Source organism: Xanthomonas cannabis pv. cannabis, assembly GCF_000802365.1.
GTDB lineage: Bacteria > Pseudomonadota > Gammaproteobacteria > Xanthomonadales > Xanthomonadaceae > Xanthomonas > Xanthomonas cannabis.
The window spans coordinates 1-14,631 of record NZ_JSZE01000089.1 but is presented as its reverse complement, the minus strand read 5'-3'; the positions used below and the strand labels follow the sequence as shown (position 1 = coordinate 14,631).

Sequence of the window (14,631 nt, the reverse complement as noted above, 5' to 3'; positions counted from 1 at the left end):
GCCACGGGGGAAGCCGACGCGGCCGGTGCCGGGGGGGACGCGGACGCGGCGGGCACCACGCGGTGGGTCAGCAGCCGGTGGCTGCTGGCCGCTGCGCACAATGCCGCGTTGACGTCCGGCAGGTCGCTGGCGGCAATGGTGAGCCACAGCGGGGCGGTGTCGGGCTGCAACAGCCAGGCCGGGTCGAACGGGCCGGGCAGCCAGCGGATCCGGCCGGCGCGCGTCCACTGCTGCAACTGCGGGGTCAGTTGCGGCGCGCCCACCAACGGCAAGGCGCCGGCCTGCAACAGCTGGGCGGTGGCACGTTCGGCATCGACGCCGCCGCCAACCACCAGGACGGCACGGCCATGCAGGTCGGCAAGGAGCGGGAACGCAGAGATCACGGCCGGGGTATCGAAGGAGAGGGCCAGACCGTAACGCCGGCATATAGCCGTCGGAAATGACTTCATACACCCTGAAAATAGCGTTCGGTTATAAGCTGGCCCCTGGAACTCCTCTACAGTCGAAGTCCTTGTAGCGCCTCGCGCTTTTTTGGATATAAGCCCATGACGCTGACCCAACTTCGCTACCTGGTGGCCATTGCCGATGCCGAGCTAAACATCACGCTGGCCGCCGCGCGCGTGCACGCGACCCAGCCCGGTCTGTCCAAGCAACTCAAGCAGCTGGAAGACGAGCTCGGTTTTTTGTTGTTCGTGCGCAAGGGGCGCAGCCTGGACGCGGTCACGCCGGCCGGGGTGGAAGTGATCGAGCGCGCGCGCGCGGTGCTGTCGGAGGCCAACAACATCCGCACCTATGCTGCCAACCAGCGCCGCGAGAGCCAGGGGCAGCTGACCTTGACCACCACCCACACCCAGGCGCGCTTCGTGCTGCCGCCGGCGGTGGCGCAGATCAAGCACGCCTACCCGCAGGTAAGCGTGCACCTGCAGCAGGCCGCCGAGAGCGCGGCGCTGGACTTGCTCAGCCAGGGCGATGCGGATATCGCGGTGGTCAGCACCGCCGGCGGCGAGCCCAGTGCCGGCATTGCGGTGCCGCTGTACCGCTGGCGGCGGCTGGTGGTGGTGCCGCGCGGGCATGCACTGGACAACCCGCGTACTGCGCCGGACATGCAGGCGCTGTCCGCGCATCCGTTGATCAGTTACGAGTCTTCCACCCGGCCGGGCTCGTCGCTGCAGCGGGCGTTTGCGCAGGTGGGGCTGGAACCGAGCATCGCGCTGACTGCGCTGGATGCCGACCTGATCAAGACCTATGTGCGCGCCGGGCTGGGTGTGGGCCTGGTGGCGGAAATGGCAGTCAACGCCTTCGACGAAGATTTGCGCGCCTGGCCGGCGCCTGCGCCGATCGCCGAATGCATCGCCTGGGCGGTCTTGCCGCGCGACCGGGTGCTGCGCGACTACGCGCTAGACCTGGTGCACGTGTTGGCGCCGCAGATCGACAAGCGCGATTTGCGACGTGTGCTGGACGGCAACCAGGCGCCCAACTGGCCGCTGCCGCCAACCTGGGAATCGCTGACCCAGACCATCACCAGTTGAGCCGCGCGCGATGAGCGAGCCCGTGCGTCCCCCGCTCAGCAGACTGTGGTCGCCCGACCCGGACGGCGGCATGTCGCTGCAGATCTCGGCCAACATCGACGGCCGCGAGCATGCGGCGTTGACGGTGCTGGCCGACCCGCAGGACGAATCGCTGTGGGTGGCGCTGCAGGTTGACGGCAGGACCGTGCAGATCCCGCTGGCGGCGCTGCGTCAGGTGCTGGAAGTGGCGGAAGACGAGGTGCATTCGGCGCAGTGGTTTGCCGACCAGGACGATGTGGATCCGTTCGGGGTTTGAAGGCGCAGTCAGGCAGTCCGGGCCGATGGAGCCCGTGCCGCATCCGCTCGTTTGCGGACGCGTTATACCCCGTTGTTGTTGTGCTCGCCAAATGCGAATGCGTGCTGCATTGCAGCGTGGGCCGGAACCGATTTATTCAATCGAATCAGGGCGATACGCGAGCGACTCAACGCAGTGCCTCGCGCGCTGTCGGTGATTCTCCCTACACGTGTCAGGGCCGTCTGGCCGGCGTCGCTGGCCTCCATCAAGTTGGGCGTGGCGCTGTCGTAAACAGTGATAGCAACCACGTCACGACACCTCCGAACGTCTAGGGGTGGACGGCGCAGGACCGGCGATGCAGACATCGCCTCACCGGTCCGACTCAGCGGTGTCGTCGATAGGTTGCTAGCGCTGTCGCATCACTGTTGCGCGAGGCTGCGCACACAGCGGCTGGCGCACCCGGGTCCCTGGGGAGAGACCTGGCGTGTTTGGCGGCGGATCCGGGTCGGGAGCTCGGGTCCGCCTTTTTTTTGCCAGGCCAGCGGAACGCGCATCGCGCGGCGCGTAACGGGTCAGGCCAGCGGAATGCGCACCGAGAAACAGGTGCCGCCTTCCGAGCGCGGGCGCACCGTCACCTCGCAGCCCAGCGCCTCGGCGGTGCGATGCACGATCCACAACCCGATGCCCAGCCCGTCGCTACGCGGGTCGGCCTGGCGGAACGCCTGAAACACCTGCTCTGGCTGCTCCAGATTCAGGCCGATGCCGCTGTCGATGATTTCCACCACCGCGTAACCGGGGCGGCGACGGGTGCCGACCAGCACGCGTCCGCGTTCGGTGTACTTGATGGCATTGCCGACCAGATTGCCGATCAGGGTGGTCAACAGGGTCGGGTGGCTGCGCACGCGCAGCGAGGTCGGCACGTGACGCAGCGCCAGGCACTTGTCGCTGGCCTGCTGGCGCCACACGCCCAGCACCGAGTGCAGCACGTCTTCCAGCTGCAACGCTTGCAGATCCGGCATCGCCGCCTTGCTGGCGGCGGCCAGCGTGGCCAGTTCGTCTAGGCTGCGCCCGACCAGGCTGATCGCATCGCGGGCAGTCACCAGGGTGGGGATGGAATCGACATTGGCGTGCCGGCGCATCTTGTCGATGGCGTAGGCGGCGGTGCGCAGCGGGGTCTTCAGGTCGTGCCCGGCAATGGCCATCAGCCGGCTGCGGTAGCGGTCGGATTCTTCGGCGATCAGCAGCGCACGGCGCAGTTCCAGCTGCGCCATGGTCTGACGCGCGAGCGCACGCAGCGCTTCGACCTGTTCGTCGGTGAGCTCGCGCGGTTGCCGGTCGAGCACGCAGACCGTGCCCAGCGGCAGGCCATCGGGCGTCTTCAACAAGGCACCCGCATAGAAGTACAGCGGGGCGTCGCCGGTAACCAGCGGGTTGCGCGCAAAGCGCGTGTCCTGGCGCGTGTCGGGCACCACCAGTACGTCGTTGTCGAGCAGCGCATGCGCGCACATCGACTTGAACAAGGGGGTCTCGCGCTCGCCCATGCCGAGCTCGCTTTTGAACCACTGGCGATCGGCGTCGACCAGGCTGATCAGCGCGATCGGGGTCTGGCAGATGATCGACGCCAGCCGGGTGATGTCCTCGAAGGCCGCTTCGCGTGGCGTATCGAGAATGCCGTAGCTGCGTAGCGCCTGGAGCCGAAGCGCTTCGCTCGGCGGCTTGGGCGCGCAGGGGAGTGGCTCAGCCGCTGGTTCGAACAGGACGGTACTCATGCGCGCGCGGGATGAATGGGATGACACGCAAGCATAGGGCATGGCCGTGCGCAGCACGCATCGCCGGCGCGCTGCACCGGCAAAATTGTGACTGCCGGCCTGGACAAGGCGGCGCGTGTGAGCATTGGGTGAGTGCCGCGCCGGCTGGGCCGGCATTGGCGTGCTGGTTCCCGGAGTGCCGACCCCTGCGGGTCAGTGCAGCGGCTGGGGCCCAGGATCGCGCGATGCACGTCCTGGCGGCACGGGCAGAACAAGGGGTGCGACATCCGGTCGCGCACCGGCCGCCACCATCGCTCCCGGAGAGAGGGCGGCTTACACTGCGGCGATGCTGCATACCGTCCGTCGCCATCGCCTGTTGCACCGGCTTGCCTGCCTGGCGGTGGCACTGATGCTGGTGGCTCCGCTGGTCAGCCGCTGGAACCAGGTGCGCGCCTCCGAGCCGATGTGCACCAGCGGACCGGCGCTCGATACTGTCGCCGCGCAGCATGCCGGCCATCTGCCGGCCCAGCACGCCGGCCACTCGCAGCACGGCTCTGCAGCCAGCCATCGGGTGGGAGACCAGGATGCCGGCCTGCACGGCGAAGCCTGCGATTACTGCGTGCTGGCGGCTCGCCTGCTGCCCTGGCTGGCGCTGCTGGTGCTCTGCCTGCTGCGGGTTCTACCATCGCCTACGCCGGGGCACACCCGCCTGTGGGCATGGTCGGCATTGCGCTGGACAGCGCTTGGGGCACGCGGGCCGCCGCTGTCCGCATGAGCCCGGGAGCAACTGACGCCGCGTAGCGGGTCGCCGTCAGGTCCACGCGTCGAGTGCGTCAACGATGCCGGGTTGCCCGCTCGAGGCGTGTCCGGTTCGCGCGCCAGCCAGCATCAAACGCAGGCGTGTCGTCGGGTTGCTCCCCACCCATTGCGGGTCTTCGTTGTGCTGTGTCTTGCAGGCAGCGTTGTGCGCCCACGCGCACCCGACGGAGCACGCGTCCTCATTGAATGAAGCCGGTGCCCGCCGCCTTGCGGCGGCGCGCGGCTGCAGTGCCGTGGTGTCACGGCGAAGGGTTGGTCATGCAATTGCGATTGTTGAAGACGTTCTGGTATGTGCCGTCATTGGCGCTGGTGTGGGCGCCCGCCTGCGATGCGCAAGCGCAGGATGCGGCATTGACGCTGGGCCAGGTGCAGGTGCGCGAACACGCCCAGCGCACCCCGGGCACGGCGCGCGTGCTGAGTTCGGTGGATGTGATCGGCGGTGAGCTGCTGCACGATCAGCACGTGGATTACAGCTGGGAGCTGCTGATGCGCGCGCCCGGTGTGCAGGTCACCCAGTTCCGCATGGGCACCGATGCGGGGCGGTTTTCGTTCCGGGGCTTCAATGGCGAAGGGCGGATCAATGCGGTCAAGCTGCTGATCGACGGCATTCCCAGCAACGACAACGCCGGTGGCATGCCGTATCTGGATGCGGTGTTTCCGCAGGACATGAGCGCCATCGAGATCGTGCGCGGCACCAACGACGCGCGCTACGGGTTGAACGCGATTGCCGGCAGCGTGGACGTGCTGACCCGCACCGGTGGCAACGATGGCCGTCTGAGCATCACCGGCGGCGGCTTGGGTGCGCGCGAGGTCCAGCTGGGCAAAGGCATCGAGCGTGGTGCCTGGAGCCAGAACTACGTACTGGCCTGGCGCGACTCCGACGGGTATCGCGATCATGCCGATGCGCGCAAACGCAGCGTGGCCGGCAAGTGGTCCTACACCGACCCGGACGGCGCATTCCGTGCCGGGCTCACCACGCGCTACTACGACAACCAGGCGCTGGAAGCCGGCTACCTGGACGCCGCCACCGCGCGCGCGGCGCCGCGCAGTTCGCCGGGCTATGCGCAGGACGACCGTAGCGAGCGTCGCGTTCGTCAGACCGCGTTGCACGCCGACGGTGAGCTCGGCGCGCAGGCGCAGTGGAGCGCCAAGGCCTACCAGAACGACTACCGCAACCAGCGCTGGGTGCGGTTTTCTGCTGCCGGCCTGCAACAGGAGCGCGATACCGATGAAACCCATCGTGGCCTGCTGCTGCGGGGCAACTGGCAGCCTGAGGGGGGCGTGTGGAACGCGGCACTGGAAGCCGGGGCGGACGCGCAGTGGCAGGACAATCAGTCGCAGCGGTATCGCACCGTGGCCCGCGTACGCGGCGCGCAGTTGCGCAACTGGGATTACGACCTGCGCACACATGGTGCGTATGTGCAGGCGGTGCTGACGCCGGTAGCGCGCTTGCAGCTGGTGCCGGGGTATCGCATCGATCGCGTCGATGGCCAGTTGCACGACGTGCTTGCCGGAGTCGTCGCGCCCACCTACGACTACGGCACCATCAAGCAACCCAAGTTCAGTGCGAGTTACCGCGTGGGCGAGCGGAGCAGTATGTATGCGAACTGGGGGCGCACCTTCCAGATTGGCAGCGGCGATGGCGCTTACCGTCGCCAGCCCGGCAATCTGGGGCCGTCGATCAACGACGGCTGGGAGACCGGCTTCAAGTTCGCACCGTCGGCGATCCTGGACGGGCGCCTGGCGTATTGGGAGCAACGCGCCTCCGGTGAGGTTGCGACCATTCTGGGTGTGAATGGCGTGGCGGGTGTCGGCGATGTGGCCAATGTCGGTCGCACGCTGCGGCGGGGTTGGGATGCCCAGCTCAATCTGCAGCCGGCCGAACACTGGCGCGCGTGGGTGTCGTATTCGCGCCAGAAGGCCAGCATCGCCACGCCTGATCCGAGTGCGCCTGCCACGCGCGGCAAGGAGATCGAGAACGTGCCGCACTGGTTGGCCACCGCCGGGCTGGAGTGGCAGGTCAGTGCGGCTGTGCAGTTGAGCGCCTGGGCCAATGCGCAGGGCGACTACTACCTGGAGCGCAGCAACACCCTGGGCCATACCGGTGGCTACGCCTTGCTCAATCTGGGCGCGCGCTGGACTGTGGACGCCCGTAATGCACTCAGCCTGCAGCTGCGCAATGCCACCGATCGCGCGTACGTGTATGCGTGGTACGACAGCGGCAGCTCCGGCTACTCGCCGGGCGATGGTCGTGTGCTGTCGCTGTCATGGGACTGGAGCTTCTGATGCATGCACCCACGGCTGGTGGCGACGTGATCGAGGCGCGCAAGGACCGCCGCTGGCGCTTCTATCGCGCAGTGTGGCGATGGCATTTCTATGCCGGACTGCTGGTGCTGCCTTTCATCATCTGGCTGGCGCTGACTGGCGCTGCGTTTTTGTATCAGGAGGCGATCGATCGCAGCGTGCACCATGATCTGAAGGTGGTTGCGGTCGGCGCTGCGCGCATGCCTGCACAGCAGTTGGTTGCTGCTGCACAAGACCGCTACGGCGGCAGGTTGTTCGTGTACACCACGCCCAGGCGGGCAGATGCCAGTGCCGAGGTCGGTTTGGTGGATGCGCGCGGCGTGCGGCAGGTGGTGTATGTCGATCCATATCGCGCACGCGTGCTGGGCATGCTGCCCGAGCATGGCACGCTGAGCTGGACGATCCGCCGGTTGCACAGCCTTGCATTGGTCGGGCCGTTTGCGCGTGGGTTGATCGAAATAGCCGCCGGTTGGGCGATCGTGCTGGTGCTCACCGGTGTGTATCTGTGGTGGCCGCGTGGGCGACGCGGCGGCGTGATCAGTGTGCGCGGCGAGCCGAAGCAACGGCTGTTCTGGCGTGACCTGCATGCGGTGACCGGTGCAGGGGTTGGTGCGATCCTGTTGTTTCTGGCGCTGACCGGCATGCCGTGGTCGTGGCTCTGGGGCGCGCAGGTCAATCGCTGGGCCAACGGGCATGATTTCGGTTACCCCGTCGGGCTGCGCGTGCAGCAGCCGATGTCGCAGCAGCGGCTTACCGACAGTGGCGACACCGCGTGGTCGCTGCGGCAGGCACGTGTGCCGGAATCGGTGTTGCCCGAGCAAGGCTCCGCCGGACTGGACAAGGGGATGCAACACGCGCACTCGGCTGATAGCGAGCACGCAGCTCACGGCGGCGCGGGCAGTGTGGCCGCGCCCGGGCACCGTGCGATTGGGTTGGACGCGGCTATGGCGCGCTTCGACGCACGCGGCATCGGGCCGGGTTATAGCGTGGCGCCTCCGCGGGGTGCCACCGGTGTGTACACCGCCTCGGTGTATCCGGCCGATCTGCAGCGGCAGCGGGTGATTCACCTGGATCAATACAGCGGTGCGGTACTGCTGGACATGCGCTATCGCGACTACGGGCCGCTGGCCAAGCTGCTGGAATGGGGCATCAATGTGCACCTGGGGCAACAGTACGGCACTGCCAACCAGCTGATCCTGTTGGCTGCCTGCATCGCGATCGTGTTGTTATGCGTCAGCGCGGCGGTGATGTGGTGGAAGCGTCGCCCTAGCGGTGGGTTAGGTGTGCCACCGTTGCCGGCCGATCCCCGCACACTGCGCGGCTTGATGGTGCTGCTGGTGGTGTGCGGACTGATCTTCCCGTTGGTCGGGCTGTCGTTGCTGTTGATGTGGCTGTTCGACCGTTATTGGATGCAGCGCGATCACAGACGTTTTACGGCGGCATGAGGAGTCCCGTGCCACTGCCATGGTGCTGCGTAGTGGCTCACGCGCAAACGCACTCCATGACGTGTCCACCGAAAGAGTGCAGGCGGCGTAGCGCCTGCACCCCGCAGAACACGGCGTGATCGCGCGGAGCTCAGATATCCTCGTGGATGCCGCACTCGCGCTTGAGTCCGAAGAAGCGGGTGTCTTCCTCGCGCATGCCCGGTTCCCAGCGACGGGTGGTGTGGAAGTCGCCGATGGACACGTAACCCTGCTCCCACAATGGGTGATACGGCAGGTCGTGCGCCTGCAGGTATTGCCACACGTCGCGGTCGGTCCAGTCGGCGATCGGGCTGACCTTGTAGCGCTCGCCGCGCTTCTGCACGATCGGCGTCTGCGCGCGGCCGCCGGACTGGCTGCGGCGCAGGCCGGTGAACCAGGTGCCCACATTGAGTTCGTCCAAGGCGCGGCGCATCGGTTCGACCTTGCGCAGATTATTGTATTGGTCGATGCCGACCATGCCCTGTTCCCACAAGCGGCCGTGGCGCGCTTCCATCCAGGCGCGGCTGACCAGCGGGCGATATACCTTGAGGTTGAGCTTGAGCCGGTCGGTCAGGGCATCGGCAAAACGGTAGGTCTCCGGGAACAGGTAACCGGTATCGATCAGGATCACCGGGATGTCCGGGCGCTGCTGGGTCAGCAGATGCAGCGTGACCGCCGATTGCGCGCCAAAGCTCGACGACAGCGCCGCCTCCTGCGGGCCGTGCTGCAACGCCCAGGCCACGCGCTCGTCGGCACGCAGGCCTTCCAGTTGTACGTTGAGCGTGTCCAGGTCGTCCAACGCGGAAGACGTGTTCGATGCGGCAGGCAGCGCAGTCATGCGAGCAATTCCAGGTCGAGGTGACGGTGCGTGGGGTAGGGCGGCAGCGCGATCAGGCCGCTGCGGTGCAGGAAATCGCCGAAGCCTTCATCGTTGGGTTGGTCGCGTTCGGCGGCGTAGCGCGCCAGCAACGGGTCCAAGGCGGCCAGGATGTCTGCTTCGGTGATGTTTTCGCGGTACAAGGTGTTGAGGCGCTGGCCGCGGCGGTCGCCACCCAGCATCAGGTTGTAGCGGCCGGGTGCCTTGCCCACCAGCGCGATCTCGGCCAGATACGGGCGCGAGCAGCCGTTGGGGCAACCGGAGAGACGCAACACGATCGGTGTCTGGGTCAGTCCGTGTTGTTGCAGCAGCGGCAGCAATGCAGCGCTGAAATCGGGCAGATAGCGCTCGGCCTCGGCCATCGCCAGGCCACAGGTGGGCAGCGCCACGCAGGCCATCGCGCCGCGCGCCAGGGCGCTGGCGGCCTGGTTACCGGCATCCAGCGCGTACTGCGCCACCAGCGCATCGACGCGTGCGCGCTCGCTGGCCAGCACGCCGGCGATCACCAGGTTCTGGTTGGGCGTCATGCGGAACTCGCCAACGTTCAATTGCGCAATCGCACGCAGCCCGCTCAGATGCGCTGCCGTTTCGGTGTCGGCAATGCGGCCGGCCGGCAGCGACAGGGTCAGGTGCCACAGCCCGTCTTCGCCTTCGACCCAGCCATAGCGGTCACCGTTGTGGTCGAACGCGAACGGCTGCGCCGGCTGCAGCGCAAAGCCGGCGCGGCGTTCGATCTCGGCCACGATGGTGTCCAGGCCATGATCGTCGATGGTGTACTTGAAGCGTGCGCGCTTGCGCACTGCGCGGTTGCCGAGGTCCCGTTGTGTGGTGACCACTGCGGTGGCGATATCGAGCAACTGATCGCGGGTCACAAAGCCAATCACGTTGGCCACGCGCGGCCAGGTCTCGGCGTCGCCGTGCGAGGCGCCCATGCCGCCGCCGATGCTCACGTTATATCCCAGCAACTGCCCATCGCGCAGGATGGCGATGAAGCCCAGATCGTTGGCAAACACGTCCACATCGTTGAGCGGCGGCGCGGCGAAGCCGATCTTGAATTTGCGCGGCAGGTAACGGTCGCCATAGATCGGCTCGTCCTCACTGCCCGACCCGGACACGCGCTCTTCGTCCAGCCAGATTTCGTAGTACGCGCGGGTGTTGGGCAACAGATGCTCGGACACGCGCGCGGCATCGGCGTACAGCGTGGCGTGCGCCTTTGAGAGCAGCGGGTTGGCCGCCACCTGCACATTGCGATTGACGTCGCCGCAAGCCGCCAGCGTATCGATCAAGGTGGCATTGATGGCCTGCATGGTGGCCTTGAGCTCGCGCTTGATTACGCCATGGAACTGGAATGCCTGGCGCGTGGTGATGCGCAGCGAATGATTGGCATACCGGGTGGCGATGCCGTCCAGTGCCAGCCACTGCGTGGGCGAAATCACTCCGCCCGGCGTGCGCGTGCGGATCATGAACTGATACGCCGGCTCGAGCTTCTGCCGACGCCGCTCGTCACGGATATCGCGGTCGTCCTGCTGGTAGCTGCCGTGATACTTGATCAGGGTCTGATCGTCCTCACGCAACGCCCCGGTCACCGTATCGGCCAGGCTCTGCTCCAACGACCCACGCAGGCGACGGCTTTCGGATTTGATGTCTTCGACGGAGTGAGTCATGGGAATCGGGAGTCGGGAATGGGGAATCGTAGAAAGCGGGTCGGTCTGCCAGGAGAGCTCAGTTGCGGGCAGTACCGGATCCCGATTCCGCAATCCCGATTCCCGGCATTAATAGACATCGCGCGCATAGCGCCCCTCCACCTGGAGTTGCGTGAGGTACGCGGCGGCGTCCTCGGCGCTGCGTGCGCCGTGGGTGGTGACGATGTCCAGCAGCGTGGCGTGGACGTCCTTGCCCATGCCGATGGCGCCGCAGACATACAGATGTGCGCCGCCCTGCAGCCAGGCATAGACCTCGGCGCCGCGCGCGCACAGGCGGTGCTGCACGTAGACCTTTTCGACCTGGTCGCGCGAGAACGCCAGGTCCAGGGTGTGCAGCTCACCGCGTTGCAGCGCCTGCTGCCACTCGGCCTGATACAGGAAATCGGTATTGAAATGCTGGGCGCCGAAGAACAACCAGTTACGGCCCCGGGCGCCGGTTTCGGCGCGTTCCTGCACGAAGGCGCGGAAGGGCGCCACGCCGGTGCCCGGGCCGATCATCAGGATGTCGCGAGCGGTGTCGGCCGGCACGCGGAAGCGTTCGTTGGGTTCGATATAGACCGGCGCGGTCCCACCCTCGGCGAGCGCAGCGAGAAAGCCGCTGGCCGATCCCAGATGCGCATGCCCATGGGCCTGGTAGTTGAGTTCGTCCACGGCCAGATGCACTTCATCGCCCACGCGCTTGCGGCTGGAGGCGATGGAATACAGGCGCGGGGCGAGTGGACGCAACGCGGCCAGCAGGCCGGCGTGGTCCCAATCCGCCGGCCAGCGCCGCAGCACGTCGATCACTTGATGATCGGAGAGCAACGACGCCAGGCCGGCAGTCTGGGTGGGGGCCAGCAGCGCCTGCAGGTCGGCTGCAGCGGCGCGCTCGGCATGGGCGGTGAGGAATGGCCGCGACAGCTTGGTCAGTTCGCGTCGGGTGGTCAGCCACTCGTGCAAGGCCAGCGTCTCGTCGCCGATGGTGACGGCGGCACCACCGTCCAGCTGCAGGCTGTGCAGTAGCGCATCCACCAGCGCCGGCGGATTGCGGTGGACGATGCCCACGGCATCGCCGGGCTCGTAACTCAGGCCGCTGCCTTCCAGCGAGAACTCCAGATGCCGCACGCGCTTGCCCGGCTGCGCATAGACACGAAAGCCCGGGCCCTTGAAGTCGCGCCCGCTGATGATCTGGTTGGCCAGTACCTCGGCGGCAAACGGATGCTGGTGCGACCACGCCGGGGCAGCGGGGCTGCTGCGCAGCGGGGTGATCGTGGCCGTGTGCGGGGCGCTCTTGAGCTGCTCGCGTGCATGCTTGAGCGCCTGCACGCGCCAGGGGGCGGCGATGCTGTCAATGTCCAGGTCGGCTTCGCCACGCGGCTGCACGCGGCTGGCGCCGAGCTCGGCCAGGCGCTCATCGATGCGCCGCGCAATGCCGCAGAAGTCTGCATAGCTGGAATCGCCCAGGCCCAGTACGGCGTACTTGAGCTCGGGCAGCTTCGGCGCGCGGCGGCCGGTCACGAACTCCACCAGGCCGATCGCATCGTCCGGCGGGTCGCCTTCGCCCTGGGTGCTGATCACCACGTACAGCAGGCGCTCGTTGGCCAGCTCGCGGGTGGGGTAGGCGTCGGCGCGCAGCAGGCGCACGCTCAGCCCGGCGGCTTCGGCGTCGGCGGCCAGCTGCTCGGCCTGGCGGCGGGCGTTGCCGGTCTGGCTGCCGTAGATCACGGTCAGGCGTTGGCCGTCTTGGGCCAGCGCCTGTGGCTGCCCGCCCGGCAGCACCGCCAGCGAACGCGGCGGGTGGCCCTGCGCCAGCCCGGCGGCATAGCCGGACAACCACCACAGTGCCGCGGCATCCAGGTCGTCGACCAACCGGTCCAGCAGCGCCTTTCGCTCGTCGGGCAAGGGGCTGGGCGGTAGCGCGGAGCTGGCGGCAGTCATTCGGGTCCGGGGGCTTTGATGAGACCGACGATGTTAGAGAAGCGTTGCGGCGACGAGAAAGGAGCAGCCGTTATCGTGTTATGCCAGCCGCTTATTTCGGGCTGGCATAAGGCCGGGACACACTGCGGCGCACTGGCCTACCATCGATTGGCGAGCCTGCCGATCCCGACGACATCCCGATGACCCTGCTGCCGCTGTCCCATCTCGACCGGCTCGAAGCCGAAAGCATCCACATCCTGCGCGAAGTCGCCGCCGAGTTCCGGGCCCCGGTGATGCTGTATTCGGTCGGCAAGGACAGCTCGGTGCTGCTGCATCTGCTGCTCAAGGCGTTCGCGCCGTCGCCGCCGCCGATCCCGCTGCTGCACGTGGACACGCGCTGGAAGTTCCGCGAGATGATCGCCTTCCGCGACCGTCGCGCCGCCGAAACCGGTGTGGACCTGCGAGTGCACATCAATCCCGAGGGCATCGCCCAGGACATCGGCCCGATCAGCCATGGCGCGGCGGTACACACCGACATCATGAAGACCCAGGGCCTGAAGCAGGCGCTGGAGCAGGGCGGCTTCGATGCGGCAATCGGGGGGGCACGGCGCGATGAGGAGAAATCGCGGGCCAAGGAGCGGGTCTTCTCGTTCCGCAATGCGCGCCATCGCTGGGACCCGAAGAACCAGCGCCCCGAGCTGTGGAATCTGTACAACGCGCGCACCAGGCCCGGTGAGAGTGTGCGCGTGTTTCCGCTGTCCAACTGGACCGAGCTGGATATCTGGCTCTACATCTACCGCGAAAAGATCCCGGTGGTGCCGCTGTATTTCGCCGCGCCGCGCCCGGTGGTGGAGCGCGACTGCGCGCTGATCCTGGTCGACGACGCGCGCCTGCCGCTGCACCCGGGCGAAACCCCGCAGCTGCGTTCGGTGCGCTTTCGCACGCTGGGCTGCTACCCGCTCACCGGCGCGATCGAGTCCAGCGCCGACACCCTGGAGGCGGTGATCGCCGAAATGCTGGTCAGCACCAGCTCCGAGCGCCAGGGCCGCATGATCGACCACGCACCGGGCGCATCGATGGAACAGAAAAAGCTTGAGGGGTATTTTTGATGAGCCGGGATTCGGGAGTCGGGATTCGGGATTGGCAAGAGCAACCCGCGGCGAGCGGGAAGGTGGAGGGGAGCGCTCTTGCGAATCCCGAATCCCCAATCCCCAATCCCGGCACCATCGCTGCCTACCTCCAGCAGCACGAATCCAAGCCGCTGCTGCGCTTCATCACCTGCGGCAGCGTGGACGACGGCAAGAGCACGCTGATCGGGCGGTTGCTGTACGACAGCAAGCGTTTGTTCGACGATCAGCTGGCGGCGCTGGAAAGCGACAGCCGGCGGCATGGCACGCAGGGCGAGGGTATCGATTACGCGCTGCTGATGGACGGGCTGGCGGCCGAGCGCGAACAGGGCATCACCATCGATGTCGCGTACCGCTATTTCGATACCGACCAGCGCAAGTTCATCGTGGCCGATTGCCCCGGGCACGAGCAGTACACGCGCAATATGGCCACCGGCGCATCGACCGGCGATGTGGCGGTGGTGCTGGTGGACGCACGCAAGGGCCTGCTGGCGCAGACGCGTCGCCACAGCTATATCGTGTCGTTGCTGGGCATCCGGCACGTGGTGCTGGCGGTCAACAAGATGGATCTGGTGGATTACGACGCGCAGGTGTTCGCCGGCATTGCCGAAGGCTATCGCGCGCTGGCCGCGCAGCTGGGCATCGCCGATGTGCAGTGCATTCCGCTTTCGGCGCTGGCTGGCGAAAATCTGTCCAGCGCCTCGAAGCGGATGCCGTGGTACCAGGGCCCGCCTCTGTTGCAGCATCTTGAAACCGTGCAGCTGGAGCCGCCGGAAGCCGGCAGCGGCCTGCGGCTGCCGGTGCAGTGGGTCAATCGCGCCAACTCGCAGTTCCGCGGCTATGCGGGCACGATTGCTGCCGGTCAGGTGCGTGTGGGCGATGCGGTGGTGG

Annotated in this window: 12 protein-coding genes; 7 read left to right on the top strand and 5 right to left on the bottom strand. The window is 67.1% G+C overall.

Annotated elements, in window-relative coordinates; all coding sequences use genetic code 11:
• The coding region (locus OZ10_RS14755) for a precorrin-2 dehydrogenase/sirohydrochlorin ferrochelatase family protein (protein WP_039565641.1) at positions 1 to 383 on the bottom strand (383 nt) is incomplete at its 3' end.
• A 162-nt stretch (positions 384 to 545) separates the two neighbouring features.
• Between OZ10_RS14755 and OZ10_RS14750 the strand changes: the two genes are divergently transcribed.
• Positions 546 to 1,529, top strand: coding sequence for a LysR family transcriptional regulator (locus tag OZ10_RS14750; protein ID WP_039412418.1), 984 nt, complete (start codon positions 546 to 548; stop codon positions 1,527 to 1,529).
• Between the two features lie 10 nt (positions 1,530 to 1,539).
• Complete coding sequence (locus OZ10_RS14745) at positions 1,540 to 1,824, top strand: hypothetical protein (protein WP_039412415.1); 285 nt, start codon at positions 1,540 to 1,542, stop codon at positions 1,822 to 1,824.
• A 551-nt stretch (positions 1,825 to 2,375) separates the two neighbouring features.
• On the opposite strand, the gene OZ10_RS14740 is transcribed toward OZ10_RS14745, so the two are convergent.
• Positions 2,376 to 3,572, bottom strand: a complete 1,197-nt coding sequence (locus OZ10_RS14740; protein WP_039412412.1) for a sensor histidine kinase — start codon at positions 3,570 to 3,572, stop codon at positions 2,376 to 2,378.
• Positions 3,573 to 3,897: 325 nt separating this feature from the next.
• Here OZ10_RS14740 and OZ10_RS14735 point away from each other — a divergent pair, with 325 nt between their 5' ends.
• The 3 genes from OZ10_RS14735 (at position 3,898) to OZ10_RS14725 (ending at position 8,119) form a co-directional block, all read left to right on the top strand.
• Positions 3,898 to 4,326 (top strand): DUF2946 family protein, encoded by a 429-nt coding sequence (locus tag OZ10_RS14735; RefSeq protein ID WP_039412409.1) that lies wholly within the window; start codon positions 3,898 to 3,900, stop codon positions 4,324 to 4,326.
• A gap of 302 nt (positions 4,327 to 4,628) precedes the next feature.
• A complete protein-coding gene (locus tag OZ10_RS14730; protein WP_039412426.1) occupies positions 4,629 to 6,656 on the top strand; it encodes a TonB-dependent receptor in 2,028 nt (675 codons plus the stop codon).
• The gene (locus OZ10_RS14725) at positions 6,656 to 8,119 is read left to right on the top strand and encodes a PepSY-associated TM helix domain-containing protein (protein ID WP_039412405.1); all 1,464 of its coding nucleotides are present in this window, start codon (positions 6,656 to 6,658) and stop codon (positions 8,117 to 8,119) included. Before OZ10_RS14730 ends, OZ10_RS14725 begins: the two co-directional genes overlap by 1 nt.
• A gap of 130 nt (positions 8,120 to 8,249) precedes the next feature.
• Here the strand turns inward: OZ10_RS14725 and OZ10_RS14720 are convergent, their stop codons facing one another.
• The 3 genes from OZ10_RS14720 to OZ10_RS14710 form a co-directional block, all read right to left on the bottom strand.
• Complete coding sequence (locus tag OZ10_RS14720; protein WP_039412402.1) at positions 8,250 to 8,975, bottom strand: phosphoadenylyl-sulfate reductase; 726 nt, start codon at positions 8,973 to 8,975, stop codon at positions 8,250 to 8,252.
• A complete protein-coding gene (gene cysI / locus OZ10_RS14715; protein WP_039565639.1) occupies positions 8,972 to 10,678 on the bottom strand; it encodes an assimilatory sulfite reductase (NADPH) hemoprotein subunit in 1,707 nt (568 codons plus the stop codon). Before cysI ends, OZ10_RS14720 begins: the two co-directional genes overlap by 4 nt.
• Before the next feature lie 108 nt (positions 10,679 to 10,786).
• On the bottom strand, positions 10,787 to 12,634 hold the full coding sequence (locus OZ10_RS14710; protein WP_039565637.1) for an assimilatory sulfite reductase (NADPH) flavoprotein subunit: 1,848 nt from the start codon (positions 12,632 to 12,634) through the stop codon (positions 10,787 to 10,789).
• Between the two features lie 179 nt (positions 12,635 to 12,813).
• Here OZ10_RS14710 and cysD point away from each other — a divergent pair, with 179 nt between their 5' ends.
• Positions 12,814 to 13,722 carry a sulfate adenylyltransferase subunit CysD gene (gene cysD, locus OZ10_RS14705; protein WP_039412393.1) on the top strand — a complete coding sequence of 303 codons (909 nt, stop codon included), beginning with the start codon at positions 12,814 to 12,816 and terminating at the stop codon, positions 13,720 to 13,722.
• A gap of 62 nt (positions 13,723 to 13,784) precedes the next feature.
• The coding region (locus OZ10_RS14700; RefSeq protein WP_236726980.1) for a sulfate adenylyltransferase subunit 1 at positions 13,785 to 14,631 on the top strand (847 nt) is incomplete at its 3' end.

Bases quoted from the DNA above. Each gene is read 5' to 3' on its own strand.
- OZ10_RS14750 (WP_039412418.1), top strand. From the start codon at position 546: ATGACGCTGACCCAACTTCGCTACCTGGTGGCCATTGCCGATGCCGAG.
- OZ10_RS14745 (WP_039412415.1), top strand. From the start codon at position 1,540: ATGAGCGAGCCCGTGCGTCCCCCGCTCAGCAGACTGTGGTCGCCCGAC.
- OZ10_RS14740 (WP_039412412.1), bottom strand. From the start codon at position 3,572: ATGAGTACCGTCCTGTTCGAACCAGCGGCTGAGCCACTCCCCTGCGCG.
- OZ10_RS14735 (WP_039412409.1), top strand. From the start codon at position 3,898: ATGCTGCATACCGTCCGTCGCCATCGCCTGTTGCACCGGCTTGCCTGC.
- OZ10_RS14730 (WP_039412426.1), top strand. From the start codon at position 4,629: ATGCAATTGCGATTGTTGAAGACGTTCTGGTATGTGCCGTCATTGGCG.
- OZ10_RS14725 (WP_039412405.1), top strand. From the start codon at position 6,656: ATGCATGCACCCACGGCTGGTGGCGACGTGATCGAGGCGCGCAAGGAC.
- OZ10_RS14720 (WP_039412402.1), bottom strand. From the start codon at position 8,975: ATGACTGCGCTGCCTGCCGCATCGAACACGTCTTCCGCGTTGGACGAC.
- cysI (WP_039565639.1), bottom strand. From the start codon at position 10,678: ATGACTCACTCCGTCGAAGACATCAAATCCGAAAGCCGTCGCCTGCGT.
- OZ10_RS14710 (WP_039565637.1), bottom strand. From the start codon at position 12,634: ATGACTGCCGCCAGCTCCGCGCTACCGCCCAGCCCCTTGCCCGACGAG.
- cysD (WP_039412393.1), top strand. From the start codon at position 12,814: ATGACCCTGCTGCCGCTGTCCCATCTCGACCGGCTCGAAGCCGAAAGC.